Origin of the sequence: Acrocarpospora macrocephala (genome assembly GCF_009687865.1) — a bacterium.
Classification (GTDB): domain Bacteria; phylum Actinomycetota; class Actinomycetes; order Streptosporangiales; family Streptosporangiaceae; genus Acrocarpospora; species Acrocarpospora macrocephala.
In genome coordinates this window covers 22550-48890 of the sequence record NZ_BLAE01000046.1, presented here as the reverse complement: position 1 = coordinate 48890, position 26341 = coordinate 22550, and the positions used below count along the sequence as shown (strand labels likewise).

The 26341-nt window shown below is 67.8% G+C and carries 21 protein-coding genes and 1 pseudogene; 14 read left to right on the top strand and 8 right to left on the bottom strand.

The genetic code is table 11. The features are described from left to right. Positions 1-23 precede the first annotated feature (23 nt). Positions 24-866, top strand: coding sequence for a 16S rRNA (cytidine(1402)-2'-O)-methyltransferase (gene rsmI / locus Amac_RS34785; RefSeq protein WP_246268922.1), 843 nt, complete (start codon positions 24-26; stop codon positions 864-866). A gap of 110 nt (positions 867-976) precedes the next feature. Here the strand turns inward: rsmI and Amac_RS34780 are convergent, their stop codons facing one another. Next, positions 977-2461 carry a hypothetical protein gene (locus Amac_RS34780; RefSeq protein WP_155358667.1) on the bottom strand — a complete coding sequence of 495 codons (1485 nt, stop codon included), beginning with the start codon at positions 2459-2461 and terminating at the stop codon, positions 977-979. Positions 2462-2558: 97 nt separating this feature from the next. Here Amac_RS34780 and Amac_RS34775 point away from each other — a divergent pair, with 97 nt between their 5' ends. Together Amac_RS34775 and metG are read left to right on the top strand one after the other, a co-directional pair. Then, on the top strand, positions 2559-3779 hold the full coding sequence (locus Amac_RS34775; RefSeq protein ID WP_218041468.1) for a glycosyltransferase: 1221 nt from the start codon (positions 2559-2561) through the stop codon (positions 3777-3779). Positions 3780-3819: 40 nt separating this feature from the next. Further along, positions 3820-5610: a methionine--tRNA ligase gene (gene metG / locus Amac_RS34770; RefSeq protein WP_155358666.1), complete on the top strand. Its 1791-nt coding sequence runs from the start codon at positions 3820-3822 to the stop codon at positions 5608-5610. A 34-nt stretch (positions 5611-5644) separates the two neighbouring features. Here metG and Amac_RS34765 read toward each other — a convergent pair whose 3' ends face one another. Continuing rightward, positions 5645-6850 (bottom strand): RNA-guided endonuclease InsQ/TnpB family protein, encoded by a 1206-nt coding sequence (locus tag Amac_RS34765; protein ID WP_155358665.1) that lies wholly within the window; start codon positions 6848-6850, stop codon positions 5645-5647. Positions 6851-6879: 29 nt separating this feature from the next. Between Amac_RS34765 and Amac_RS34760 the strand changes: the two genes are divergently transcribed. The 5 genes and pseudogenes from Amac_RS34760 (at position 6880) to Amac_RS34745 (ending at position 11118) form a co-directional block, all read left to right on the top strand. Beyond that, positions 6880-7038 carry an Arc family DNA-binding protein gene (locus Amac_RS34760; RefSeq protein WP_155358664.1) on the top strand — a complete coding sequence of 53 codons (159 nt, stop codon included), beginning with the start codon at positions 6880-6882 and terminating at the stop codon, positions 7036-7038. Between the two features lie 238 nt (positions 7039-7276). Next, a pseudogene (locus Amac_RS58130) lies at positions 7277-7402 on the top strand (transposase); the annotation flags it as partial. A gap of 67 nt (positions 7403-7469) precedes the next feature. Beyond that, entirely contained in the window at positions 7470-8270 is an 801-nt protein-coding gene (locus Amac_RS56625) for a transposase (RefSeq protein ID WP_246268921.1), read from the top strand. A 440-nt stretch (positions 8271-8710) separates the two neighbouring features. Then, the gene (locus tag Amac_RS34750; protein WP_155358663.1) at positions 8711-9568 is read left to right on the top strand and encodes a TatD family hydrolase; all 858 of its coding nucleotides are present in this window, start codon (positions 8711-8713) and stop codon (positions 9566-9568) included. 626 nt (positions 9569-10194) lie between these two features. Next, entirely contained in the window at positions 10195-11118 is a 924-nt protein-coding gene (locus tag Amac_RS34745; protein ID WP_170322809.1) for a resuscitation-promoting factor, read from the top strand. 19 nt (positions 11119-11137) lie between these two features. Here the strand turns inward: Amac_RS34745 and Amac_RS34740 are convergent, their stop codons facing one another. Both Amac_RS34740 and Amac_RS34735 read right to left on the bottom strand, forming a co-directional pair. Next, a complete protein-coding gene (locus tag Amac_RS34740; protein WP_155358661.1) occupies positions 11138-12610 on the bottom strand; it encodes an integrin alpha in 1473 nt (490 codons plus the stop codon). Then, the gene (locus Amac_RS34735; protein WP_155358660.1) at positions 12607-14517 is read right to left on the bottom strand and encodes a serine/threonine-protein kinase; all 1911 of its coding nucleotides are present in this window, start codon (positions 14515-14517) and stop codon (positions 12607-12609) included. Before Amac_RS34735 ends, Amac_RS34740 begins: the two co-directional genes overlap by 4 nt. Positions 14518-14670: 153 nt before the next feature. Between Amac_RS34735 and rsmA the strand changes: the two genes are divergently transcribed. After that, a complete protein-coding gene (gene rsmA, locus Amac_RS34730; protein ID WP_246268920.1) occupies positions 14671-15519 on the top strand; it encodes a 16S rRNA (adenine(1518)-N(6)/adenine(1519)-N(6))-dimethyltransferase RsmA in 849 nt (282 codons plus the stop codon). Here rsmA and Amac_RS34725 read toward each other — a convergent pair. Together Amac_RS34725 and Amac_RS57745 are read right to left on the bottom strand one after the other, a co-directional pair. Next, on the bottom strand, positions 15509-16657 hold the full coding sequence (locus Amac_RS34725; protein WP_170322808.1) for an FG-GAP repeat protein: 1149 nt from the start codon (positions 16655-16657) through the stop codon (positions 15509-15511). The genes rsmA and Amac_RS34725 overlap by 11 nt on opposite strands. Before the next feature lie 242 nt (positions 16658-16899). Further along, positions 16900-18240, bottom strand: a complete 1341-nt coding sequence (locus Amac_RS57745) for a serine/threonine-protein kinase (protein WP_307729791.1) — start codon at positions 18238-18240, stop codon at positions 16900-16902. Between the two features lie 124 nt (positions 18241-18364). Here Amac_RS57745 and Amac_RS34715 point away from each other — a divergent pair, with 124 nt between their 5' ends. Next, positions 18365-19252 carry a 4-(cytidine 5'-diphospho)-2-C-methyl-D-erythritol kinase gene (locus Amac_RS34715; RefSeq protein ID WP_155358657.1) on the top strand — a complete coding sequence of 296 codons (888 nt, stop codon included), beginning with the start codon at positions 18365-18367 and terminating at the stop codon, positions 19250-19252. A 16-nt stretch (positions 19253-19268) separates the two neighbouring features. After that, a complete protein-coding gene (locus Amac_RS34710) occupies positions 19269-21059 on the top strand; it encodes an ABC-F family ATP-binding cassette domain-containing protein (RefSeq protein WP_155358656.1) in 1791 nt (596 codons plus the stop codon). A gap of 88 nt (positions 21060-21147) precedes the next feature. Here Amac_RS34710 and Amac_RS34705 read toward each other — a convergent pair whose 3' ends face one another. Both Amac_RS34705 and Amac_RS34700 read right to left on the bottom strand, forming a co-directional pair. Next, positions 21148-22671: a trypsin-like serine peptidase gene (locus Amac_RS34705; protein ID WP_155358655.1), complete on the bottom strand. Its 1524-nt coding sequence runs from the start codon at positions 22669-22671 to the stop codon at positions 21148-21150. A 325-nt stretch (positions 22672-22996) separates the two neighbouring features. After that, on the bottom strand, positions 22997-23509 hold the full coding sequence (locus Amac_RS34700; RefSeq protein ID WP_174900262.1) for a MarR family winged helix-turn-helix transcriptional regulator: 513 nt from the start codon (positions 23507-23509) through the stop codon (positions 22997-22999). An 85-nt stretch (positions 23510-23594) separates the two neighbouring features. Between Amac_RS34700 and Amac_RS34695 the strand changes: the two genes are divergently transcribed. From Amac_RS34695 to Amac_RS34685, 3 genes are all read left to right on the top strand, one after another. Continuing rightward, complete coding sequence (locus tag Amac_RS34695; protein WP_155358653.1) at positions 23595-24347, top strand: trans-aconitate 2-methyltransferase; 753 nt, start codon at positions 23595-23597, stop codon at positions 24345-24347. 99 nt (positions 24348-24446) lie between these two features. Next, positions 24447-24794, top strand: coding sequence for a VOC family protein (locus tag Amac_RS34690; protein WP_155358652.1), 348 nt, complete (start codon positions 24447-24449; stop codon positions 24792-24794). Between the two features lie 69 nt (positions 24795-24863). Beyond that, positions 24864-26312, top strand: coding sequence for a CYTH and CHAD domain-containing protein (locus tag Amac_RS34685; protein ID WP_155358651.1), 1449 nt, complete (start codon positions 24864-24866; stop codon positions 26310-26312). The last annotated feature ends 29 nt before the right edge of the window (positions 26313-26341 follow it).

The window sequence follows — 26341 nt, the reverse complement described above, 5'->3', positions numbered from 1 at the left end:
GCTGGGGACAACATACTGGTGCAGTGAGTGAATTCGGCAGGCTGGTGTTGGCGGGCGCTCCGATCGGGCAGGTCGGCGACGCGTCGCCCCGGCTGCGGTCGGCGCTCGAAACGGCGGATGTGATCGCCGCCGAGGACACCCGGCGGTTGAAGCGGCTGGTCTCCGATCTCGGGGCGAATGTGACCGGGCGGGTGGTGTCGTACTACGACGCCAATGAGATCACCCGGGCGAAGGAGCTTCTCGATGTGCTCCTTGCCGGAAAGACCGTGCTTGTCATCACAGACGCGGGCATGCCCGGCGTTTCCGACCCCGGCTACCGGCTGACCAAGCTGGCCGTCGACGCCGGTGTGCCCGTCACCGCCCTGGCCGGGCCCTCCGCCGTGACCACCGCCTTGGCGATCTCCGGGCTGCCCAGCGATCGTTTCTGCTTCGAGGGCTTCCCGCCGCGCAAGTCCGGCGACCGGGCGCGGCGCCTGGCGGGCCTGGCCACCGAGGAGCGCACGATGGTCTTCTTCGAGGCGCCGCACCGGCTCCAGGCCTGCCTTGAGGCGATGGCCGAGGCATTCGGTCCCGACCGCCAGGCCGCCGTCTGCCGCGAACTGACCAAAACCTACGAAGAGGTACGGCGAGGCGGGCTCGGCCAGCTCGCCGACTGGGCCGCTGGGGACATGCGCGGCGAAATCACCATCGTGATCGCCGGGTACGCCCCTGATCAGACCGAGCCGGAAATCGAAGATCTGGTCGCCCAGGTCGCCCAACTGGAGGCGACTGGAGTCGCCCGTAAGGAAGCCATCGTCGACGTGGCGAAAAGAGCGGGTATCCCCAAGCGGGACCTATACAACGCCGTACACACGGCGAAGTCCTGAAAGGGCGCCCCCAGATTCAGTGAGCTGGCCGTTATCGGGCGCCGTTTACCTCGTCGTTGGTCCTCGCCGTCCCGGCGCCAAAAGGGCGTTGCGGTCCTCTGGAGGGGGTCTCAGGCTGCTTCGGGGAGGTCTGGCGGAGTGGGGCGGGTGCGGCGGAGGCCGTGGCGGAGGGTGATGGCGGCGGCGAGGCAGGCGAGGGGGGCCGCGGGGATCAGGTAGCGGTAGTCGAATTCGGCGGTGGCGGCGGGGGCGAGGATCAGGCCGACGGAGGCCAGCCAGGGGAGCAGGACGGGGCCGCCGAGTTTGCGCCAGCGGAGGGCGACACCGTACAGGCCGATGAGGAGGAGGACGCCGAGGGCCAGGCCGGGCAGGCGCATGATCTTCTGGTAGCCGATCATGATGTCGGCCCAGGGGCGGGTGTTGACCGTGGCCGCGGGGCCGTTCTCGTAGGTTTCGGCGTCCGTGTGGGTCTGGCCGCGGAAGGAGGTCCACTGGGGGAGCCGGGTGGTGATGTTGTTGCCGAATTCGTACTGCAGGAAGGTCTTGGTGTCCGGGAACGGGCTGCGGTCCCAGCGGAAGGCGCGGAAGAAGTCCTTGGCGACGACGGCGAGGTAGTCGCCGGGCTGGCTGAGGATGGCGCGCGTCGCGAAGGCGCTGGTGTTCTTGTTCATTTCGGCGTCGAACTTCATGCCCGCGCCGAACACGTGGATCTGGTTGTCGTTGTCCCACCAGAGGTAGGCCTGCGCGGAAGGGCCGCGATCCGCGGGCTTCTTCGGGATGCAGAGCAGGGCGAGCTGGAGTTCGGCGCGGGGGTCGAGGCCCATCTCGTGGCAGTCCGAGAACGACGCGGTGCGCATGTAGAGGATCACGCCGTCGCTGCTGGTCATCGCGAACTGGCCGTTGACCGCTTTGAACCAGCCCATGTAGCCGACGACGGGAATCGCGCAGGCCGTCACCAATGCCAGGATCGTCTTCCAGCCTGTCCGCTTGACCAGGAGGTAGACCACCACCAGCGCCAGGATCGGCAGGCCGATGCTGCGGGTGAGCGCGGTCAGCGCGAGCAGGCCGCCGACAGCCGCACCGACTTTCCACGACATTTCCCGATGCCACAGCACCAGCGTGATGACCCCGACCACGAGCAGGACGAACATCGCGTCCGACATGATCATCTGCTCGATCTGGATCTGGTACGCGTCGAACAGCACCGGCACCGCGGCCAGCGTCGCCCCCCACCCAGGCAGGTTGAATCGCCTGGTTAAGAGCGCATATATCAGGACCCCAGTGCCCAGGCCCATCAGATGCTGGGTGAACACCACCAGGGCCAGGCTGTGCAACGGCTTGAGCATCAGCAGCCAGAATCCGTACCCATCCGGCCGGATCGGATGCGGGCGGGGGTGCAGCGCGACGGAGATGTAGTCGTAGGAGTCGTTGAACCACATCGCCGGGCCGAAGCCCAGCATCGTGATGATCCGCAGGACCGCGCCCAGGCCGAGAGCGGCGGCGAACCAGCGGTGCCGGCGCAGAAACGCGACTGAACGCCCCCACCGTCCGATGCTGGGGGCGCTCAACGTTGTCGGTTCCGCGACCGCGACCATGCTTACAGAATGCCAGTCGTTTCACGGACTTGACTCGGGCACATGGGGGTAGCGGGCATGATTGGTTGATCTGATCGAAAGCTTGAGGGGTTGCGACGTGGAACTCACGGTGGTCATGCCCTGCCTCAACGAGGCGGAGACCGTGGAAACGTGTGTGCGCAAGGCGCTGGACTGCATGCGCGAGAACGGCATCGAGGGCGAAGTGGTGATCGCCGACAACGGCAGCACCGACGGCTCGCAGCAGCTGGCCAGGGATGCCGGCGCCCGCGTGGTGCACATTGCCGAGAAGGGGTACGGCAATGCCCTGATCGGTGGCATCCGGGCGGCGCGCGGCAAGTACGTCATCATGGGCGACGCGGATGATTCCTACGATTTCACCGGTCTGCTGCCGTTCGTTGAGGAACTGCGCGCGGGTGGCGAACTGGTGATGGGCAACCGCTTCAAGGGCGGGATCGCCCCGGGCGCGATGCCCCCGCTCCACCGCTACCTGGGCAATCCGGTGCTCTCGTTCGTCGGGCGGCTGTTCTTCCCGAGCGCGATCGGCGACTTCCACTGCGGCCTGCGCGGCTTCCGGCGCGACTCGATCCTGCGCCTGGGCCTGCAGACCGGCGGCATGGAGTTCGCCTCCGAGATGGTCGTGAAGGCGACCCTGCAGGGCCTGGACGTGCGCGAGGTGCCGACCACCCTCGCGCCCGACGGCCGCTCCCGTCCGCCGCACCTGCGCTCCTGGCGGGACGGCTGGCGCCACCTGCGCTTCCTGCTGCTGTACAGCCCGCGCTGGCTGTTCTTCATCCCCGGCCTGGTGCTGATGACGCTCGGCCTGGTCGCGGGCACCGCGCTGACCTTCGGCCCGGTCTACATCGGCAAGCTCGCGTTCGACGTCGACACCCTGGTCGGGGCGTCCGCGATGGTGGTGATCGGGTTCCAGGCCGCGCTGTTCGCGCTGTTCACCAAGGTGTACGCGGCCGAGGAGGGGTTCCTTCCTGAGGACCGGCGGGTGCGGAAGCTGGTCGACATCGTGACCCTGGAGAAGGGCCTGGTCGCCGGTGGGCTGCTGGCGCTGGGCGGTCTGGTCGGCCTGATCGCCTCGCTCGCGCACTGGGGCGGCCGGGGCTTCGGGGAACTGATTCCGGCCGAGGTGCTGCGCATGGTCGTGCCGTCGGCGACCGCGTTCATCATGAGCTTCCAGACGATCTTCGCGGCGCTGTTCATCAGCATCCTGGGGATTCGCCGGTCGAAGGAGACCTCGATCGACATCGCCGCGTCGGCGGCCGAGGAGGCGGCGGAGGCCGTCACCCGTACGGCAACGCGGGGTTAATCGGTTCGAGCGGGCGGTCAAGGGGCTCTAGGCTGGACGCATGTCTCAGCACATCTTGACCGCCGTCGCGTGGCCCTACGCCAATGGGCCGCGGCACATCGGGCACGTTTCCGGGTTTGGCGTGCCGTCCGACGTCTTCAGCCGCTACCAGCGGATGGCGGGCAACAAGGTGCTGATGGTCTCGGGGACCGACGAGCACGGCACCCCGATCCAGGTCCAGGCCGACAAGGAGGGCCTTTCCGCGCGTGACCTCGCCGATCGATATAACCGGATCATCGCCGAGGACTTGACCGCGCTCGGACTTTCGTATGACCTGTTCACACGGACGAGCACGCGCAATCACTACGCGATAGCCCAGGAAATCTTCCTCGGGCTGTACAACAACGGATACGTCTTCCCGAAGACCACGCTCGGCGCGGTTTCCCCGTCAACCGGGCGCACGCTGCCTGACCGCTACATCGAGGGCACCTGCCCGATCTGCGGGTATGACGGCGCGCGTGGCGACCAGTGTGACAACTGCGGCAATCAGCTCGACCCGGTCGACCTGATCAATCCCAGGTCACGCATCAACGGCGAGACGCCCAAATTCATCGAGACCGAGCACTTCATGCTCGATCTGCCCGCCTTCACCGAAGTGCTCGGCACATACCTGCAGGGCAAACAGGGCGAGTGGCGTCCTAACGTGCTCAAGTTCGCGCTCAACCTGCTCGGCGATCTGCAGCCTCGGGCGATCACGCGGGATCTGGACTGGGGGGTGCCGATCCCGCTGGATGGCTGGCGTGACCGCAGCGACAAGAGGCTGTATGTCTGGTTCGACGCCGTCATCGGGTATCTCAGCGCCTCGATTGAGTGGGCCCGGCGCTCCGGCGACCCCGACGCCTGGCGTGCCTGGTGGCAGAACCCGGACGCGCGCGGCTACTACTTCATGGGCAAGGACAACATCGTCTTCCATGCCGAGATCTGGCCGGCGCTGCTGTTCGGCTACAACGGCGAGGGCGCGCGCGGTGGCACGCCGGGGTCGCTCGGGCGGCTTGAGGTGCCCTCCGAGGTGGTTTCGAGCGAGTTCCTAACGATGGAGGGGCGGAAGTTCTCCTCGTCCAGGTCTGTCGTCATCTACGTGCGCGACTTCCTGGAGCGGTATTCGGCCGACGCGCTGCGCTACTACATCTCGGTCGCAGGTCCGGAAAATCAGGACACCGACTTCACCTGGTCGGAGTTCGTCAACCGCAACAACGGCGAGCTCGTCGCGGCCTGGGGCAACCTGGTCAACCGGTCGATCTCCATGGCGGCCAAGAACTTCGGCGAGATCCCCGCCGCCGTCGATCTCACCGACGCCGACCGCGCGCTGCTGGCTCGTTCGCGTACGGCTTTCGCCTCCGTGGGTGCCGAGCTCGCCCGATCCCGGTTTAAGAACGCCGTCAACGAGGCGTTCGATGTGGTTCGGGATGCCAACAAGTACCTGGCCGAGCAGGAGCCTTGGAAGATCAAGGACGATCCTTCCCGGCAGGGGTCGATCCTGCACGTGGCGTTGCAGGTGGTCGACGACGCCAAGACGCTGCTCACGCCGTTCCTGCCGACCTCGTCCAACAAGATCTTCGACATGCTGGGCGGGGAGGGTGTCTGGTCCGGCATGCCGCAGATCAGCGAGGTCGACGAGGATGGCGGGCCCAGTTACCCGATCATCTCGGGTGCCTACGACGGGGCGGCGACCTGGGAGCACCGGCCGATCCGGTCCGGCACGCGTCTCGCCCCGCCCACGCCGCTGTTCACCAAGCTGGACCCCAAGATCATCGACGAGGAACTGACACGCCTGGCCGACCCCGCCAATTGACTGCTCCCCCTCTCAAAAGAGGGGGATTTCTGGCTCACGCTGCTCGGTCGTTCAGCGAACGATCGAGTCTTACGCGATCAACACCAGCCGGGATCAGACCAGCCCGGACGAGCATCACACAGGCGGAGTTCTTGTCCCTGGGGGAGATGGCTCCGCACGCGGTGCAGGCGTAGGTACGTTCCGACAGCGGTAGTGCGTGCTTGGTTCTCGCTCCGCAGTGCCCGCAGTCCATCGTGGTGTGCGCAGGGTGCACAAGCCGCAGGTCCCGGCCGTGCTTACGCGCCATGTTGATCAATTCGCGTTTGGTGGCCGAAATCACCGCATCGGCGGCCTTTCTCGCCATGGTGGACTTGGCAAGGAACTTCGGCCGGAAGTCCTCCACCGCGATCTGGTCGAAGTCGGCGGTTACGCGTTTGGCCCATTTGCGGGCGGTGTCCTGCCGCTGCCGCGCGATCTTCTTGTACACCTTCGCGGCCTGTCGCTTGGCCTTCCGGTAGCCTTTCGACGCGGCCTGCCCGCGCTTCGGCTTCCGGCGGGCCATCTTCCGCTGATACCGGGCCAGCCTGTCGGCGGCCTTCCTGCCGTACTGGTGGTGCGGAAGGTCATGGCCGTCGCTGGTGGTGGTCGCGGTCTCCTTCACACCCCAGTCGATACCGATGGCCTGCCCGTTCTCGGGGAGCGGCCGGGTCTCGGCAGGGACGACGAAGGAGGCGTACCAGTGCCCGATACTGTCGCGATATACGCGGACGCTCGACGGATCGGCCGGGAGGTCCCGCGACCACACCACCGTCAGCGTGATCCCGCCCGCCAAGTGCAGGCGTCCGTTCTTGAGGCGGAAGCCGCGCCGGGTGTAGTTGAGCGTCGGCGCGGCGAGATCCTTCTTCTTGAAGCGCGGCATCCCCGCACGCTGCTTGATCGGCAGGCGGGCCTTGATGTCCTTCAACGCCTTAGCGCGGGACCGGGCGAAGTCGCGGATGATCTGCTGTTGCGGCACCGATGTGCCCTCACGCAGCCATTCGTGCCCGGCGCGCCAGCCGGTCAGCATCTTGTCCAGTTTTGCCGGGCCGCACTCCTGCTTAGCCTTGTGAGCGGCCCGGGACTCGGCGACGCACTGGTTCCACACCCAGCGGCACCGATCCCACTCCACGAGCAGTGTGGCGAGTGCGGTGGACGACATGCGAAGGCGGTAGGTGTGCCGGGCGTGCCCGGAACCCTCCTCATCTTCTTCTGGTGTCGTCATGACACTACTTTACCACTACATTTAGTGGTGTGGATCACGAAGTACGCATCACGCTCCGCCTGCCAGCCGATCTTCACGCGTGGCTGGCAGCTCAGGCCAACTCCGCCCGCCGGTCCCTCAACTCCGAGATCGTGTACCGGCTTGAGTCGCAGCGCGAGACCGCTGGGGCAGACGACGAATCGCCCTGACGGCGATTCGTCTTTCCCTGTCCTGCTCCGCAGGGGTGATGTCGCTGCGACCGCGTCCGTGGCCGGAGATTCCCGAGATGACCGTGCGAGTGGCACGGGCGGCATTTCCCGAGGGGACGCTGGCGATGTGGATCCGCGATGTGCCGGGGCCGCTGTTCGCCGATGAGGGTTTCGTGGGCATGTTCGGGGTACGAGGTCGTCCTGGCCTGTCTCCGGGACAGTTGGCGCTGGTGTCGGTGTGCAGTACACGGAGAACCTTTCGGACCGGCAGGCCGCTGACTCGGTCCGAGGCCGGATCGAGTGGAAGTATGCGCTCGGTCTGCAGTTGGATGATCCGGGATCCGACTTCTCGGTGCTCAGCGGCTTCCGCGCTCGTCTGGTGGCACACGGCCAGGAAGAACACGTCCTGGAGTTGCTCCTGGAGCGCCTTTGTGAGCTGGGATTGCTTCGTGCCGGAGGACGTCAGCGCACCGATTCCACACACGTGCTGGCGGCAGTGCGTTCGCCGCTCCCGGCTTCCCGACGGTACAGCCGCCCGGACCGAGTACCTGCTGCAGGTCGGCGCGGACGGGTACCTGCCGCTGGAACGGATCTACGATCCGGTCGCCCCGCCGTGGCTGCGGCAGATCCCCGCCGTACAGATCCTGCGCAAGTCCTGGATCCAGCAGTGCTACCGACAAGAGGGGGAGGTGCATGTGCGGCAGGGCAAGGACCTGCCATCAGGAAGGCTCCGGCTGGCCTCGCCCTATGACCCCGACGCACGGTATGGGGGGTCAAACGCGGACCGGCTGGATCGGCTACGAGGTCCACCTGACCGAGACTGCAACCCGGACGCTGCTCATGTGATCACGCACGTGGCGACTACCGACGCCACCGTCGAGGACTCCCAGCTCACCGCCACCATCCACGACGACCTCGCGGCACGGGACCTGTTGGTCCACGCGCGTGGTGAGTATGGCGTCGAACTGCTGGGCCCGGTGCAGTTCTCCAGCAGAGGCCAGGCCAAGACGGGGGGATTCGAGTGGAGCGCGCTCGCCATCGCCTTCGACCAGCGGCACGCGACCTGTCCGGCGGGTCACACCAGCAGTACTGAGCGTGACGAGACCAGCCGCGGCCTGCCATTGATCCGGATCGACTTTCATGAACGCGACTGCAGTCCTTGCCCGATGCGCCCCCAGTGCACTACTGCCAAGACCGGGCTGCGCAAGCTCACCATCCGCCCTCGTGAGTAACATCAAGCCCTCGAACGCGCCCGGCATGAGCAACTCACCGACGAGTGGAAAGAGCGCTGCAAAATCCGGGCTGGCGTCAAAGGAACCATCTCCCAAGCGATCCTGATCGGCATGCGCCGAACTCGCAATCTCGGCCTGAATAAGACCCAACCTCGGCAACGTGCTCGCCGCGACCGCGATCAACCTCATCCGGCTGGACGCCTGGCTCGCCGGAACACCTCTGGGAGTCACGCGGACATCCACTTTGCACGGCTGGAGTTGGCAGCGTGACCCAATTGGGGAACAGAGTCCTGAAGGCAGGGGCATCCTCGGAGGTCCTCGGTGAAGGCCTGGTTGGACTCCTGGGCGGTGGGCCTACCGCCCAGTGGTCGGACGCGTTCCGTCGGCGATGGATGATGCATCGAGGAATTCTGATCGGGGGGCGGCGATAGGTTGTGGGCATGTCGCGTGAGATGCCGTCCCCGCCTGAGCCGCTGGGAACCGAGGTGTTCGATTCCCACTGCCATCTCGACATCATGGTGGGGGATCGGCAGGCGTCCTCCGGGGATCCGGTGGCGCTGGCCGCTCAGGCGGCCGGGTCTTCGGTGGCCGCGGTGGTGGAGCAGGCGCGGGCTGTGGGGGTCACCAGGCTGGTGACCATTGGGTACGATCTGCGGTCCTCGCGGTGGAACGCCGAAGTGGCTCGGGACCATCTGGATGTGTACGCAGGGGTGGCGATCCATCCGAATGAGGCGCATGCGGCCACGCCTGAGGTGCTCGCGGAGATTGAGGAGCTGGCTCGGCAGCCGAGGGTGCGGGCGGTGGGGGAGACCGGGCTCGATTTCTACCGGGACTGGGCGTCGCACGACGATCAGCACGCGAGTTTCCGGGCGCACATCGAGATCGCGAAGCGGACCGGCAAGGCGCTGGTGATCCATGATCGGGACGCGCACGATGCGGTGCTGGCGGTGCTCGCCGAGGAGGGCGCGCCGGAGGTCGTGGTGTTCCACAGCTATTCGGGCGACGCAGAAATGGCCAAGAAGTGTGCTGAGGCGGGATATTTCCTGTCGTTTTCTGGGCCGGTGACGTACAAGAACGCAGGTTATCTGCGGGAAGCGGCGGCGGTGGCGCCGGTGGAGCTCATGCTGGTTGAGACGGATGCGCCGTATTTGCCGCCCACGCCGCACCGGGGGAAGCCCAACGCGCCCTACCTGATCCCGTTGACGTTGCGCTGCCTCGCTGAGGTGAAGGGCGTGGATGCCGACGATCTGGCCCGGGCGGTCAGTCGCAACGGGGAGCAGGTTTTCGGCGCCTGGTAGAGCCAGATCGGCAAAACGCCCGCTAATGCGTGGTTTTTGCGGCATATTGGGGGTCATTCTCCTGAGCCAACTGCGACCAATGTCACGGCGGGGATTCAGTGATGAGGTTGAGGTAGGAGTGACGACGGCGCTAGCGTCGTGAGCCGGTCAACCTCCGGAAGGACGCGTCCATGTATTCACCGACATTGGAGCAACCGTTCGGGGGCGGCATCGGCGAGTCGGGAGGCGAGCCGGTCGGGCCGCCCCCCAGCGATCGAACGGCCACGCTCGGATCTCCACCAGCGGATATGACTGCGCCAGTCGCCGATCGAGGGCACGGGGGTGCGCCGGTGGGACCTCCAGCTGCGGATACCGGTGCGCCGGTCGAGCCGTTACCGAATGATCAAATGCGAACGGACGGGGCGCCGCGGGTGGGTCGCAGGCGCAGAGGTCAGCCCGCCGAGGTGCCTTCCAGCGATCCCGTTCCCCCGGGTGAGCACTTCTACGACACGCGCGAGGACGGGCTGTCGGGTGGTGTTCGACTAGGGGAATCGTTAGACGACGGTGTTCCGCGGCCGAGGTCGCGTCGGGCGCGGCAGCAGAGCGATCATGAGGGTGCTTTGTCGCCTGAGGACCTCCACGACCTGATGCTTGAGCCGAGCCGGCAATCCGCGCCCACCTGGCGGACCTGGCTGCTCTCCCCCTGGGCTGGATCGCTTTACGCCGCCCTCGCCGGAATATCACTCGGCATGATCGTCGGCGGCGGGCTGGCCACCGAGGTCACCCTCGACGTCGACGGAGATCTCATCACGTTACGCAGCTTCGCCGGAACCGTGCACGGCGTGCTCGACGCCGCCAATGTGAGCTACGACGCCGAAGACCACGTCCAGCCCGCCCCGACCCAACCCGTGGCCGACGGCGCCACCATCGTCGTACGGCATGCGCGCCCGCTCACCCTGATCATGGACGGCAAGCGCAGCACCCATATGATCACCGCGCTCAACGTCGGCGACGCTCTCGAAGACCTCAAACTCGACCCCGCCCGCCTACGGCTGTCCGCCAACCGCATGCGCCAGATCCCGGTCTCCGGCTTCAAACTGAGCGTGCGAACCCAGCGCAAGGTCTCCATCGTCGCCGACAAGATCCGCGTCACCACCATCACGACCGGCCGCACCGTCGCCGAAGTCCTCAAACAGGCCAACATCACCCTCGCCAAGGGCAACACCGTCCGCCCCGGCCTGAAAAACTTCCCCGAAGACGGCTCGGTCATCCGGGTGATCCCCGCCCTCCCCCCGCATACCATCCCCATCGCCCCCAACGTGGCCGCCCTCAACTGGGCCGGCCTCGCCGACTGCGAATCCCACGGCAACCCCAAGGCGTACAACCCCGGCGGCCCCTACTACGGCATGTACCAGTTCAGCCTCCCCATGTGGAAAGCCGTAGGCGGCACCAAAACCCCCATCGACTGGCCCGCCGAAGAACAGACCTACCGCGCCCAACTCCTCTTCCAACGAGTCCAGGGCCGCTGGCAAGGCCAATGGCCCCACTGCGGCGCCCGCCTCGGCGCCTAACACATCCAACGACCCGGAGTCAGCCGACGGAGCGGCCTAGGTCGGTGGTTCCCTTGCGGGTGGTTTTGATGAGGGTGGCGGGGCCTGTGGCGCGGGTGGCTACGGCGCCGCCGCCCTTGCGGTCGGGGATGCCGATGACCAGGCCCTGGCCGGGGGAGAGGCCGTTGGGGTTGCCGTAGGAGGCTAGGGACCAGCCGAAGTGTTGGTAGGGCTGGGGGTCGGGGAAGTCGAGGGTGTCGCCGCTTTGGCCGCCGCGTACGGAGGCGAAGCGGACTCGGCCGGTTTCGCGGGCCTCGCTGGTTGAGGCGAAGGGTTCGCCGATCGCGAGGACGGGGACGCGAGGGTTCAAGAAGGCCATGGACCAGCCGATGGCGGCGCCTTTGACGACCGGGATCGTGGGGAAGCGGAGTTCGCCGACGCCCATGCGGAGGGTGCGGAAGGGGGCGAGTTCGCCGGAGCCCTTGCGTTCGAACAGCTGGATCGCGCCGGTGTTGGCGATGTCGCCCTGGTCGGCCAAGGGAATGCTGACCGCGAGATATGCGGTGTCTCCCCACTCGGCGTACGCCAGGGACCAGCCGAAACGGTTGCCCGATTTCTCGACGACGTCCTTGGTGGCCTGATTGAGGTCCCATTTGCGGCTGGTGTAGGGGCCCTTTTCGAGGACGTCGAAGATGACCGCGACCATGCCGGAGTCGATTTTGCCGGAGGCGACCTGAATTCCGGTGCCGTCGTTGTTCTCGTACGGAGCGCCGACGACCAGGTCTGGTTTGTCGGAATCGCCGCCGAGGTTGCCGATCGCGAGGGACCAGCCCCACATGTCGCCGACCTCGCCGTTGCCGATGACGCCCTCGTTCTCCTGGGTGAGGCGTTTGGTGGAGCGGATCGTCCCGTCCAGGTCGAAGACGTGCACCGCGCCCGCGTCGGCGGGTTCGTCGGCGTGGGGTTCGCCGACGGCGACGATCGCGCCGCCGCCGGTCAGGTCAGCGGCGGCCAGAGACCAGCCGAAATGGGCTTCCGCCTGCTTGTCCGCGTCCAGCGGCAGCACCTCGGCGTCCCCACCGGAGGCGGTTCCGAAGAAGACGTAAGCGGCACCGGTGTCGGTGTCGCCCGCGTAGGGGGCGCCGACGATGACGTCGAGGCATTTGTCGTCGTTGACGTGGGCTGTTCTTACGGCCCAGCCGAAGCCGTCGCCGGGTTCGGGGTTGGGGCTGCGCAGTTCGAGCGTGCCACCGGCACCGGGGAGGCCGTCCGGCGCCTCTTCGGTCTTCCCGCCCAGGAGGACCTGAACGATGCCGGCGCCCTCGATGCCGTCGAGGTCGGCGAAGGGGTCGCCGGTGACCGCGTCGGTGAGACCGTCACCGTTGAAATCGGCGGGGCCTGCGGTGGTGGCGCAGTCAGCACGTGCGGATGCCGTACCGGATGCGAGGGCCGGGGTGGTCAGGACGGCGAGCGCGGTGGCGAGGGATGCGGCGAGGACCGCGGAGCGGGTCATAGCTGAGCCTCCACTTCGTCGGTGAGGGACAGCTTGGTGGGGGTGCGGCCGGAGGGCAGGTCGAAGACGAGGACGCCGTCCACCTTGGTGCCGGGTTTGAGGGCGGTGGGGAGGGTGGTCGAGGTCTCGTGCGGCGTGTATTCGCTGCCTTTGTCGTCGATGAGGGTGGGGGCCACGCCGTTGAAGGCGGCCAGTTCGCCGCCGGTGTTCAGCATCGACCAGCGGACCAGGCAGAAACCGCCCTTGGCCGCGGTCGCGCCCTCGTGCGCCTGTACGCCGCAGCGGGGCTGCTGGGGGATGATCAAGGCGAGGTCGTATCCGCCGAGCGAGATCTGGCGGCCGACGTCCTCGCCGATTCGGGGCGGCGCGGAGACGCTGGCCTTGGCCAGGGGCTTGGGCTCTTCGTCGGGTCCGGCGGTGAGCAGAACGACCAACGTCACCGTCAGCGCCGCCACCACGGCACCCGCACCCAGCAACCACCGCATGACCGAGGTACGCTCACGCTTCCCGGCCTCGGTGGGCGAATCCTCCGCATAGGGGAGGGCACCCCGGGGATCGGTCTCCACCGACCGCCACGCCTGCTCCATGGCCGTCAGCGACGCGGCCTCCGGAACCGGGTTCGGACCGGACACGCCGTAGGGAGGACGACCAGAGGCAGAACCGGGAGCGGTACCCTCCTGAAGGTTACGAACGGGCGGAGAACTCTCCGGATATGGAGGAGCACCTTCCCGGAATCCGGCTGGAGCCGACGAAGCGCTCTCAGCTGGGGTCTTTTCCTGGGGGCCGGCCGGGGGAGCGCCGATCGAACTGCTGCGACCCGGAGCAGATCCCTCTGTACCGGTGCTCCCCGGTGCGGAATCGCCCGGAGAGGTGCTGCGGGGAGCCGGAGTCGGATTTTCGGTGGTCGTGGGAGATAAGGCCGCCTTCTCAGGCGTCGGAAGCGAGAACGTGGCAGTCCGGGCCAGAATCTGGGTGGCGTCCGGTTCGGCGGCCACGTTCGGTGGAGCCTCCCAGGACTCGGAGAGCATTTCGGTGGCGACCAGCGTGTTCTGCGAGCCGGACCCCATCGACGCGGGCTCCGGAATCGCGCCACCCACCAGGGCGATCAGCAGATCCTGCGCGGTCGGCCGCTGGAACGGATCCGGATCGGTCGCCCGCCGGGCCAGCTCGTTCAACGGAGCGGGCAGGGCACCAAGATCAGGCCGCCCGCCCAGCACCCGGGCCGCGAGCGTGACCGCGTCCCCCCGCCCGTACGGATGCCGCCCACTCCCCGCATACGCCACCAAACAGCCCCACGCGAAGATGTCCGTCCATGGGCTGATCTCCTGCCCGCGCACCTGCTCCGGCGCCCACCACCCGGGACTACCGAGCAACTCCCCGGACTGGGTGAAGCTGTGCGTGGCATCCAACGCCCGCGCGATCCCAAAGTCGATCACCCGCGGCCCGGACATGGACAGGATCACATTCGCCGGTTTCAGGTCGCGATGCACCAACCCCGCCACATGGATCGCCGCCAGCGCCGCCGCGACCCCCAGGGCCACCCCGTGCAACGGCCCCGGATCGAGCGCCCCGAACTGGGTGATCTGCCGCGACAGCGGAATCCCGGCGATGTACTCCGTCACCATGTACGGAGTTCCGGTCTCGGTGTTCCCGTTGTCCAGCACCTGCGCCGTACAGAACGACGCCACCCGGCGCGCGTTCTCCACCTCACCGTGGAATCGAGCGGCGAAATCCTCATCCGTGGTGAATTGCGCCTTCACCACTTTGACCGCCACCAGCCGCCCGGTAGGCGCGACGGCCAGGTACACCGTGCCCATGCCGCCCTCGCCAAGCCGGCCCAGCAGCCGGTAGGGCCCGATCGCGGGCGGATCGTGCGGGGTAAGCGGCTCGGCGCCGGTCGGTTCCATCGGGGGATCTCCTACTACCTGGGATTGCGCGCCCACGTTATCCACCGTTGCCTCCCTTCGTACATGGGGTGTTCGACGCCGAGTTCAGCTTGGATGTTTCGTACCGGGGGGCAACAGGTAATTCGGCACGCTCGCATGCCCGACACTGGAGCCATGAGTTTGCTCGGGCCCGTCGAAGTGCGATCGCTGGCGGAGAAATTGAACATCCGTCCGACGAAGAAGCTCGGGCAGAACTTCGTCATCGACGGCGGGACGGTTCGCAAGATCGTCCGGGTGGCGGGGGTGACGCCGGAGGATGTGGTGATCGAGATCGGTCCCGGTCTCGGCTCGCTGACGCTGGCGCTGCTCGGCGAGGTCGCGCGGGTGGTGGCGGTGGAGATCGATCCGGTGCTGGCGGCGCAGCTTCCCGTGACGGTCGCGGAGAAGGCGCCCGAGCACGCGGATCGCCTCTCGGTGGTGGCCGCCGACGCGCTCCGGATCAATCTGGACGATCTGCCCGCCGAGCCGACCGCGCTGGTGGCGAACCTGCCCTACAACGTGTCGGTTCCGGTCGTGCTGCACCTGCTGGAGATCCTGCCGTCCCTGCGGCGCGGCCTGGTCATGGTCCAGGCGGAGGTCGCCGACCGGCTGGCCGCCCCTCCCGGCTCCAAGATCTACGGTGTGCCGTCCGTGAAGGCCGCCTGGTATGCGGAGGTTCGCCGGGCCGGTCCGGTCGGCAGGAACGTGTTCTGGCCCGCCCCGAACGTCGACTCCGGTCTGGTCTCCCTGGTCCGCCGCGACCCGCCGCCGACCTCCGCCACCCGCGAGCAGGTCTTCGCCGTCGTGGACGCCGCTTTCGCCCAGCGCCGCAAAACCCTCCGCGCCGCCCTCGCCTCCTGGGCCGGTACGGCATCCGCCGCCGAACACGCCCTCACCGAGGCGGGAATCAACCCCTCAGAACGCGGCGAACAGCTGAGCGTGCTCGATTTCGCCAAAATCGCAGAACACGGCCCTATCCGGTGACGGCCGCCCCGAACTCGAGCGCGTCCCCGTCCGGAAAGATCAGCTGAGGCTCGCCTCCCCCGGGCGAAACCACGGCAACCGCACCGGTCGTCCCCCGATCCGGTACGCCCACGAGCGCGAACCCGTCCCCCGTCCGGGCCAGGCTCCACCCGAAATGGTCGTACAGCTGACCGTCCGCCAACCGGATGATCCGGCTGACCCCCCTGGTCGGATCAATCGGAATCGCTTGTACGGCTCCGCATTCCAGCCGCCGGATCTCGCTCTGCCCCGGGACCCCGGCCAGCAGATCCGCCCCCACGAACGCGAGCGCATAGCCGAACATGTCCCCCGGCTCCGGCAAGTCCCCGATCCCGACCGACCCTTCGTGCAGGCTCCTGATCAGGCGCGGATCCCCTGACGTGGACTCAAAAAGCAACGCCAGGCCGGAATCCCGCGCCCCTCCCACGTCCGCGTGCGGCGCTCCGACGGCGAGATAGCCCTTCCCGGCGTGCGTACCGTACGCCAGCGAATGCCCGAAATGATCGCCGGACCGGGATTGTGTCCCGGAGTCCACCAAGGACAGATCCCAGCCCACCCCGCGATATGTCCACGGCTTGGTCGCCACGTCGTACACGACCGTGACCGCCCCCGTGTCGATCTGCCCGACCTCTTCCCGGTCCTCAAAAGGCGCACCAACCGCCAAATCCACGTCCCCCGGGTTCCCGCCAAGCCGCGCGAACGCGAGCGACCACCCGAACATGTCGCCCGGCTGCGCCGCCCCCGGCACCCCCGGGGTGTTCTGCGTAATCCGCTGCGGTTCCCGCGGTTTGCGCCCATCGAACCGGAACACGTACGCCGCCCCGGAATCGGCGACCTCATCCGCATCCTCATGCGGCGCCCCCACGGCCACGGTCCCCGACGCGATCGCCAGCGACCACCCGAAATGCGCATTGGCCCGCGGCGCCGGAACCTTCAACTCCAGCCGCGACCTCGTGCTCGTTTTCCCACCCCAGAAGACATAGGCGACCCCCGCCCCCGGCACCGTGCTCCCATCCGACAGCACTGACGCGAACGGATTGGAGACCACCACATCCAGGCACTCGTCACCGTCCAGACGCCCCGCCTTGGCCGCCCACCCCGCCCGAAGCTCCAACGGCACCGCCCGGCCATTCAACATCGGCCCCAACAACACATACGCCTGCCCCTGCACCCCGCTCCCCGGCGAAGCCGGGTCGGTAACGATCGCATCGTTAACCCCATCCCCATCAAAATCAGCCGTCCCCGCACCCTTACAAGCATCAGCAGGCGGCGCCCCAGCCCCAACCAACCCCGCCACCAGCCCACCGGCTAACAACAAAACCGCCGCTTTCCGCAGCCTCCACCCAGGTAATGGCCAGGTCTTCACAGGCGGACCTCGGTTTCGTTGCCGCCCGCCATCGGTGATCCGGTCAGCATGGCGGGGACGTTGCCTTCGGGGAGCGTGTACTGGGCGGTTAGGGAGAGGCTGTCGCCCGGCATGAGTTGATCGGGTGGGCGCGCGCTGGTTGTCGTGTGGGTGAGACCCTGGTCGTCGATGAGCTGGGGGTAGGTGCCGAGCGGGGCGGTGGCGCCGCCCATGTTGATCAGGAGCCAGGTCACCGCGCAGTTTTTGCTGCCGGTGGGGGCCGGGAGGCAATGCGGGCGCTGGACGATTATGTGGACGTCGCGGACGACGATGCGGCGGCCGATGTCGTTGGCGCGGCCCTGCTCGCGGCTCCCGGAGGGCGTACCGTCGCGGAAGCCGAGGTACAGACCCGCGGCGAGGACCACAAGGCCGGCTAAGACGGCGAAGGGCCACTTGCGGCGTTTGCGGGCGGGTGGCTGGATGTTCTCCGGGGGGTCCCAGGCCAGGACTTCGGTGCTGGGGTCGTCGCGTCCGCCGACGAGGGCGAGCAGGAGTTCCTGGGCGGAGGGGCGGTGGCGGGGTTCCTTGTGGAGGGCGCGGCGGACGAGGTGGTCGAGGGGGGCGGGGAGGCCGTCCAGGTCGGGTTCGGATTCTAAGACGCGGTGGGCGAGGACCATGGGGTCGCCTTCGCCGAAGGGGTGGCGGGCGTTGCCCGCGTAGCCGACCAGGCAGCCCCAGGTGAAGACGTCGACGGCGGGGGTGACCACCCGGCCCTGCAGCTGCTCCGGCGCCCACCAGCCGGGGGATCCGACGACTTCGCCGGTCTCGGTGTGTCCGTGGGTGGCGTCGACCGCGCGCGCGATACCGAAGTCGATCACCCGAGGGCCGGACATGGACAGGATCACATTGGCCGGTTTCAGATCCCGGTGCACCAGTCCCGCCGCGTGGATGGCGGTCAGCGCGGCGGCCACGCCGAAGGCGACCCCGTGTAAGGTGCCCGCCTCCAGCGCGCCGAAGCTCGCGATCTGCCGGTCCAGCGGGGTGCCCGGGATGAACTCGGTGACCATGTAAGGCCGCCCGTCCTCGGTCGTGCCCTGGTCCAGCACCAGCGCCGTGCAGAACGAGGCCACCCGCTGCGCGTGCTCCACCTCGGTCTTGAAGCGCTGGCTGAAGTCCTCGTCCACCGCGTACTGCCGTTTGACGACCTTGACGGCGACCTGGCGCTCCCCGTCCACGCCGAGGTAGACGGTGCCCATGCCGCCCGTACCGAGCCGCCCAAGCAGCTGATAGGGCCCGATTCGCGCCGGATCGCCCGCGGAAAGCGGCGCGCTGATGGCCGAGTTGACGTCGATGTGCACTCCCCGTGAACCGCGCGTTGCCGCAACCGTACCGTTCTATGTACGGCTTTCGCCCTAATTTGTGCTGATCTTTTATCGGGCGTAGCGGCAGGTCAGGTTAGGCTCGGATGCCGTGACGTCATCTGTGACCGTTCGTGTCCCGGGCAAGGTCAACCTCCAGCTCTCGGTGGGGCCGCTGCGGGACGACGGCTACCACGACCTGGTGAATGTTTTCCACGCGGTGTCGCTGTTCGACGAGGTCACCGCCGTGGAGGCGGCGACGTTGACGGTCCGGGTGGAGGGTGATTCGGCCGGGCTGGTGCCGCTGGACGGCGACAACCTCGCGATCCGGGCCGCCCGCGCCCTCGCCGCCCGCGCCGGCCGGCCGTACGGCGCGGAGCTGGTCATCCGCAAGTCCATCCCGGTGGCGGGCGGCATGGCCGGCGGCAGCGCCGACGCGGCCGCGGCCCTGGTGGCCTGCGACCGGCTCTGGGGCCTTGGCCTGACCCAGCGTGACCTGCTGGACATCGCCGCCGATCTGGGGAGCGATGTGCCGTTCGCCCTGCTCGGCGGCACCGCCGTCGGCACCGGCCGGGGCGAGATGCTCACGCCGCTCCCGGTCCGCGGCACCTTCTTCTGGGTGTTCGCCCTCGCCGACGGCGGCCTTTCCACCCCCCAGGTGTACGGCGAGTGCGACCGCCTCCGCGAAGCCGCCGGCGAACGCGCCTGCTGGCCCGCGCTGAGCGACCAACTCGCCGCCGCGCTCCGCGACGGTGACGCGCCCGGGCTGGGAAAATCCCTGGTCAACGACCTGCAACCAGCCGCGATCATGCTCCGCCGCAGCCTGGCCAGGACCCTTCAGGTCGGCCGGGATCGCGGCGCGCTCGGCGCGCTGGTCTCCGGCTCCGGCCCGACCTGCGCGTTCCTCGCCGAGTCGGCCGAGCACGCGCTCGACCTGTCGGTGGCGCTGAAGAGCGCCTGCCGCGCCGTGGTGAGCGGCTACGGACCGGTCCCCGGAGCCGTGGTCGTCTAGATAGGCTTACCAGGCGATGAATCTGGTCAATCTTGAATCCGTCTCCCACGCCTACGGTCCCAAACCCCTGCTCGCGAACGTCTCGCTCGGCGTCGAGGAAGGCGACCGCATCGGCGTCGTCGGCCGCAACGGCGGCGGCAAGACCACGCTGATCTCGATCATCGCGGGGGAGTTGAAGCCGGACGGCGGGCGGGTCACCCACACCCGCAACCTGCACGTCGGCGTGCTCTCCCAGCGGGACGACTTCGCCGCCGACGCCACGGTCCAGGAACTCGTCCTGGGTGGCAGAGCCGAACACGAATGGGCGGGCGACGCCGCGATCCGGGAGATCCTGGCGAACCTGCTCGGCGACATCGAGCTGTCCGCGCAGGCTGGCGCCCTGTCCGGCGGCGAGCGGCGCAGGACCGCGCTGGCCCGGCTGCTGATCGGCGCCGACGACCTGATCGTGCTCGACGAGCCCACCAACCACCTGGACATCGAGGCCATCGCCTGGCTGGCCGGACACCTGGCGGCGCGCCGGTCGGCGCTGATCGTGGTCACCCACGACCGCTGGTTCCTGGACGCGGTGTCCACCAGGACCTGGGAGGTCGTGGACGGCTCCGTCGAGCGATATGACGGCGGCTACGCGGCGTACGTGCTGGCCAAGGCCGAGCGCGCGCGGGTCGCGCAGGCCACCGAGGACCGGCGGCAGAACCTGATGCGCAAGGAGATCGCCTGGCTGCGGCGCGGCCCGCCCGCGCGCACCTCCAAGCCCAAGTTCAGGATCAACGCCGCCGAAGCCCTGATCGCCGACGTGCCGCCGGCCCGCGAGACCGTCGAACTGCTCAAGTTCGCCTCCGCCCGCCTCGGCAAGACGGTGTACGACCTGGAGGACGTGACCCTGCACGCGGGCGGCCCCGACACCGGACCCCTGGTCCTCGACCACTGCACCTGGCAGTTCGGCCCCGGCGACAGGATCGGCCTCATCGGCGTCAACGGCTCGGGCAAATCCACCGTGCTCCGCCTGCTCTCCGGATCGGTACGGCCCGACACCGGCCGCCTGGTCGAGGGACGAACCGTCAAACTCGCCCACCTCTCCCAGGAACTCACCGAACTCGACCCCACCCGTCGCGTCCTGGAGACGGTCGAGGAGATCCGCAAGTACATCACCGTCGGCAAGAAGGAATGGTCGGCCTCGCAGCTGCTGGAGCGCCTCGGATTCAAGGGCGACGCGCAGTGGAAGGTGATCGGCGACCTGTCCGGCGGTGAACGCCGCCGCCTCCAGCTGCTGAGGCTGATCATGGACGAGCCGAACGTGCTCCTCCTGGACGAGCCCACCAACGACCTGGACATCGAGACCCTGACCGAACTGGAAGACCTGCTCGACGGCTGGCCGGGCACCCTGGTCGTGGTCAGCCACGACCGCTATTTCCTGGAGCGCGTCTCGGACCGCACGGTGGCCCTGCTCGGCGACGGCAAACTGTCGATGCTGCCCGGCGGCGTCGACGAATACCTGGACCGCCGCGCGGCCGGCAACGCCCTGTCGGCCCGCGCGGCGACAGCCGTACCCACCCTGGTGGTCGAGACCCCGATCACGGTCGGCCTGTCCGCCAAGGAGCAGCGGGAGCTCCAGAAAGAGCTGTCGCGGCTGGAACGGCAACTGGACAAGCTCTCCGAACGCGAAGGAAAAGTGCACGCCCAGATGGCCGAGGCGGCCAGCGACTTCGAACGCCTCGGCACACTCGACGCCGAACTCCGCGAGATCGCCACCCTCAAGGAGAGCACCGAAGTCGACTGGCTGAACGTGGCCGACCGCCTGGGCGAATGAACGAGAAAGGGCCCGGCCGAGCGCGGCCGGGCCCTTTATTTCACGTACTCAGGCGAACCGGGGCACCTCCGGTTCTCCCGTATAGCTACTAGACGATCTTGCCGGACCAGAGGTTCTTGGCCACGCTGTAGACGCCGTAGGTCTCACCGTCGAAGTACGGGGAGACGCTGGTGTCGTAACGGTTGTTCTTGTCGGTGTCGGAGACGCCGATGGTCACACCGTTCAGGTAGCCAAGACGACGAGCGCTCTTGTAGTTCAGCAGCCACGACGAGCCGAGTGCGCCCTCGCCGGTGAAGCTGGACTTGATGCCGATGAGCTCTTGGGCCTTGATGGACGAGGCCGAAGCGGCGAACGTCTTGCCGTACGCCCACTTGAGGGTCTTGCCGGTGAAGGCGTAGTTGCCGTCCGGGTGGGAACCGCTCGGGTAGCCGAACACGAAGACCGGCTTGCCGATCTTCTGGTTGTAGGCCAGGCCCTGGCCGCCGACGTTGTCACCGAGGCGACCGACGTCCTTGAGGCCGATGGACAGCACCTTGCCGACGACCTTGTAGTCCAGGTCGTAGTTCACCCAGAAGGAGCGCAGGTGGTACGTCCAGCCGCCACCCTCCTTGGGCTTGGTGTACCCGAGCGTCCTCTTGTCTTCGCTCAGGTAAACGTTGCCCTCGACGTTCTGGCCGTCCAGAGCGTCCTGCCAGGCGGTCTGGCCCACATCGTCGCTGTCGACGTAGCCGGTGCCGGTCGCGGCGGCCTTGTCGACGTCGTCGAAGGGGGTGTTCGAGTTGAACTTGTGCCACGCTTCGTAGGTAACGCCCCCGACATGCTTGGACTCGGGCGAGTGCTGCGGCTTGACCCTGTCGTAGTCGATGACCTCTTCGATCTTCAGCCAGGACCACCCGGTGGTCTTGTCCGCCGCGAGCTTCGCCTTCTCCTTCTCGGCCGCGCGCTTGGTCGGGTAGGGCTTGCTCTCGTAGTCCTTGTCGAAGCCCGCCGACGTCGGGATGACGCCGTTGTACACGGTGACGAACGCGTAGTCGCGGTCGCCGTCCTCGTACACGTCGAAGTCGTAGTGCGTGAAGCCCTGCTTACCGACGTAGATGCCCCAAGGGGTCTTGCCCTGGTAGTAACCGGGGACGAAGATCCACTTGTCGAGGGTGGCGGCGTTGCTCGTGGTGTCGTACACGCAGCTGCCGGCCGTGGCCACCAGGTTGCGGTACTGCGCCTGGATCGAGGTGCCCGTGCACCAGTGCGGGTCGCCGTCGGCGCCGATGAAGAACACCTTGCCCGAGGTCTTGGGCAGGTTGACGTTCTTCGACTTGCTGGTGCTCTTCTTCTCGTCGCCGATCGCGGGGACCACGCCGGGCTTGCTGTCCGCGGAGGGACCACCGGTCGAGACGTGCTTGGCGACGACCTTCGTCTCCACGTCGTAGGGCGTGGCGCCGATCAGGTTGGCCTTGGCCTCGCCGTACCAGAACGCCGCGACCTCGCGTGCCGCGAGGTTGGTGTTGGCCAGGATGACCGACGGGACCTCATCGCCCGCCTGAGCGGGGGAGGCGACAAGAGCGGAGGCCAGAAGGCCCGCGCTGATGCCGCCCACAACGAATGTGCGCTTCATGGTGTAACCCCAGGTCTGTCGTGGGACGTCACTTGCGCCCCATGCGTCAGTAAAGGAACAGTTAGAAGCTATAAGACGATCTACCGTTGCGAAAGTTGAACGGCTTGTCAGCTGGGCCTGCGGCCTCGCCTGATACACCATGTACCTGAGCGAAACCTGGGAATGGAAGGGTCGTTTCCCCTGCTGGCGGGGGCTGCCCAAAATGATCACGCCAGGACCGGTCCAGATGCGGTGTGACATAAATCACACACCCCAAATGAAACCACAAGGCGCTATTGTCCCGTCTTACTCGGGTTTCTCCTGCCACCTGGCGGGCAGTGAGCCCCTACGCTCCGCTGTCGGAAGCGTCAAAAGGGACAAGAAGCGTGCGCAGCAGGCCCGACAGGGCCTGCTGCTCATGCTTGCCGAGGGTCGCCAGGAGCTCCTGCTCCCGGCGGAGCAGCCCGGTGAAGGCGGCGTCGACCCGTTCGAGTCCGCTGGGGGTGAGCCGGACGAGCACGCCGCGGCGGTCCTCGGGGTCGGGGTGGCGGGTCACCAGCCCGGTCGCGGCCAGTCGGTCGATCCGGTTGGTCATGGTGCCCGAGGTGACCAGGGTGGCGCGTAGCAGCGCGCCGGGGCTCAGCTCATACGGCTCGCCGGACCGGCGCAGCGCGGTGAGCACGTCGAACTCCCAGGATTCGAGACCGTGCTCGGCGAAGCTGGCCCGCCTGGCCCGCTCGAGATGGCGGCTCAGCCGCGACACCCGGCTCAGCACCTGCAGCGGGCTGACGTCCAGATCGGGACGCTCCTGCTTCCACGCCGCAACCAGCCGGTCCACTTCATCCTCGGCCTGCCTCATGGGCACCAAGTCTATCTCTCTTGACGTCGAGACATCTATCACGATATCAAGTATCTTGACGTCGAGATAAATGGAAGGATGCCCCATGTGGAACCCCAGCCTGTACGGCCGGTACGCCGACGAGCGGGCCCGCCCGTTCTTCGAGCTGGTCGGCCGGATCGGCGCGGAGAACCCCCGCACGGTCGTCGACCTGGGCTGCGGCACCGGCGAGCTCACCGTGCAACTGGCCCAGCGCTGGCCGGACGCCGACCTGTCCGGCGTGGACTCGTCCCCGGAAATGCTCTCCAAAACCCCGCCCGGGGCTCGGTTCGACGTGCTGGACGCACGGGCCTGGAAGCCCGCCGAACCGGTTGACGTGATCGTGTCCAACGCGCTGCTGCAGTGGATCCCGGAACACCGCGAGCTGATCACCCGCTGGATGGCCGAGGACCTCGCTCCAGGCGGCTGGCTGGCCTTCCAGGTGCCGGGCAACTTCGACTTCCCCAGCCATGTCCTGATCCGCGACCTCTGTCAAAGCGCGGCCTGGCGGGACGAGCTCGGTGACCTGGTCAGGCACGCGCCGGTAGGGGATCCTGGCGAGTATCTCGACCTGCTCGGGGGCACCGAGGTGGACGCTTGGGAGACGACCTACCAGCACGTGCTCCAGGGGGAGGACGCCGTGCTCACCTGGGTCAGGGCGACCGCGCTCCGCCCGATGCTGGGGCGGCTCACGCCGGACCGCCAGGCCCAATTCCTGGCCGAGGCGGGCAGACTGCTGGGAGAGGCGTATCCGCGCCGCCCCTACGGCACCCCGTTCCCGTTCCGGCGGATCTTCGTCGTGGCCCGGAAGGAGTCCTAGATGATCCTGGCGATCCATCAAAGCTGGCGGCGAGTTGCGGGCCTTCTATGGAGGCGTGATCGAAGTGGATCTTCGTTGTGGCTCGGAAGGACGCTATAGATGATCGTGGGAATGCATCATGTCCAGCTGGCCGCGCCCGCCGGGAGCGAACCCGAGCTGCGGGCCTTCTATGTGGGCGTGCTCGGCATGACCGAAGTCGAGAAGCCTCCCGAGCTGGCCAAACGCGGCGGGGCCTGGTTCCGCGGGCAGGGTGTCGAGCTGCATCTGGGCATCGAGGCGGATTTCAGGCCCGCCCGCAAGGCGCATCCCGCGCTGCTGGTCACCGATCTGGACGAGTTGCTGGCCCGGCTGCCGGATGCCGTACCCGATGATCTGCTGCCGGGGTATCGCCGGTGCCATGTGCACGACCCCGTGGGGAATCGAATCGAGCTCTTGCAGATGCCTTGAGCGATTTGTTTACCTTCGGGTGGCATTATGGCCGCACATAAGCGGCCAACTGTTCACTGCGAGGTGCTAGTGCCGATCGAGATCGAAGACAAGTTCGACGTTCCCGCCGAGTTCGAGATCCCGGACCTGAGTGATCTCAAGGGCGCCGCGGCGGCCGTGGGCCCTCGCACCTTCTCGCTGGTCGCCATCTACTTCGACACGCCTGACCTGCGGCTGGCCGCACGCGGCATCACGCTGCGGCGCAGGCGCGGCGGCGACGACTCGGGCTGGCACCTCAAGCTCCCCAAGAGCAAGGGCGTGCGCGAGGAGGTCACCCACCCGCTGACCCGCAGCACCAAGGTGGTGCCCCCGGAGCTGGCCGAACTCGTGCTCGTCTACAGCCGCGGCAAGGACCTGGTCCCGGTCGCCCAGCTGGACACCAAACGCGGCGTCACCCGGCTCATGGACGAGCACGGCGACATCCTCATCGAGATAGCCGACGACCGGGTCAAGGGCACGGTCTTCGGCGAGCCGCCGGCCGTGACGCGCTGGCAGGAAGTCGAGGCCGAGCTGGTCAAAGGCGACGAGACCATCCTGCGCCGGGTCGGCAAACGGCTCCGCAAGGCGGGCGCCGTCCCGGCCGAGTCGGCCAACAAGCTCGGCCGCCTGCTCGGCGACGCCGTCCCCGCCGCGCCGCCCCCGCCGCCGGCGGGCACGGCCGGCGCGGTCGTCGCGAACTACTTCCGCACCCAGGTCGAGGCGCTGATCGCCCACGACGGTCCAGTACGGCGAGCCGAAGACGACGCCGTGCACCAGGCCAGAGTCGCCTGCCGCCGCATGCGCAGCGCGCTCAGGGCGTTCAAGTCGCTGGTCGAGGACACCGAGGAACTCCAGGAGGAGCTGCGCTGGCTGGGCGAGGTGCTCGGCGAGGTCCGCGACCTGGAGGTCATCAGGGCCAGGTTCGCCGGGCACCTGGACACCCTGGACGACGCCATGATCGTCGGCCCGGTCCGCGAGCGCCTCGGCTCCGACCTACTGGCCAAGGAGGACGCCGCCTACGCGCGCGTCCGGGAGGTCATGAGCGACGAGCGCTACTTCGCGCTGCTGGACGCGCTCGACGCGCCGCTTCCGCTGACCAAGAAGGCGGCCAACCCCGCCGAGGGCACCCTGGAGAAGATCGCCGAGAAGGAGTGGCAGCGGGTCGAGGGCCGCTACGCCACCGCCCAGGCCATCGAGGACCGCGACGAACGCGAGATCGCCATGCACGACGTGCGGAAGGCGGCCAAACGGGCACGGTACACGGCCGAGGCGCTCGGCATGACCCAGGCCGCCAAGCGCGCCGAATCGGTTCAGGAAGTGCTCGGTCTGCACCAGGACGGCGTCGTCGCCCAGCAGACCCTCGCCGCCGAAGCGGACCGCGCCCGCGAGGCCGGCGAGGACACCTTCACCTACGGCGTGCTCGTCGGCATGGAACACGAAACGGCCGAACGCGCGCACCGCAAGTTCCCCAGCGTCTGGGCCAAGGTCACGGCTCAGTAGCCCCAACGGGCAATCGCCGCACCGTTAGT

Excerpts from the sequence above, each read along its gene's own strand:
- Amac_RS34750 (WP_155358663.1), top strand. The coding sequence starts at position 8,711 with ATGTCGCGTGAGATGCCGTCCCCGCCTGAGCCGCTGGGAACCGAGGTG.
- rsmA (WP_246268920.1), top strand. The coding sequence starts at position 14,671 with ATGAGTTTGCTCGGGCCCGTCGAAGTGCGATCGCTGGCGGAGAAATTG.
- Amac_RS34735 (WP_155358660.1), bottom strand. The coding sequence starts at position 14,517 with ATGGAACCGACCGGCGCCGAGCCGCTTACCCCGCACGATCCGCCCGCG.
- Amac_RS34740 (WP_155358661.1), bottom strand. The coding sequence starts at position 12,610 with ATGACCCGCTCCGCGGTCCTCGCCGCATCCCTCGCCACCGCGCTCGCC.
- Amac_RS34780 (WP_155358667.1), bottom strand. The coding sequence starts at position 2,461 with ATGGTCGCGGTCGCGGAACCGACAACGTTGAGCGCCCCCAGCATCGGA.
- Amac_RS34695 (WP_155358653.1), top strand. The coding sequence starts at position 23,595 with ATGTGGAACCCCAGCCTGTACGGCCGGTACGCCGACGAGCGGGCCCGC.
- Amac_RS34745 (WP_170322809.1), top strand. The coding sequence starts at position 10,195 with ATGCTTGAGCCGAGCCGGCAATCCGCGCCCACCTGGCGGACCTGGCTG.
- Amac_RS34765 (WP_155358665.1), bottom strand. The coding sequence starts at position 6,850 with ATGACGACACCAGAAGAAGATGAGGAGGGTTCCGGGCACGCCCGGCAC.
- Amac_RS34705 (WP_155358655.1), bottom strand. The coding sequence starts at position 22,671 with ATGAAGCGCACATTCGTTGTGGGCGGCATCAGCGCGGGCCTTCTGGCC.
- Amac_RS34700 (WP_174900262.1), bottom strand. The coding sequence starts at position 23,509 with ATGAGGCAGGCCGAGGATGAAGTGGACCGGCTGGTTGCGGCGTGGAAG.
- Amac_RS34710 (WP_155358656.1), top strand. The coding sequence starts at position 19,269 with ATGAATCTGGTCAATCTTGAATCCGTCTCCCACGCCTACGGTCCCAAA.
- metG (WP_155358666.1), top strand. The coding sequence starts at position 3,820 with ATGTCTCAGCACATCTTGACCGCCGTCGCGTGGCCCTACGCCAATGGG.
- Amac_RS34690 (WP_155358652.1), top strand. The coding sequence starts at position 24,447 with ATGATCGTGGGAATGCATCATGTCCAGCTGGCCGCGCCCGCCGGGAGC.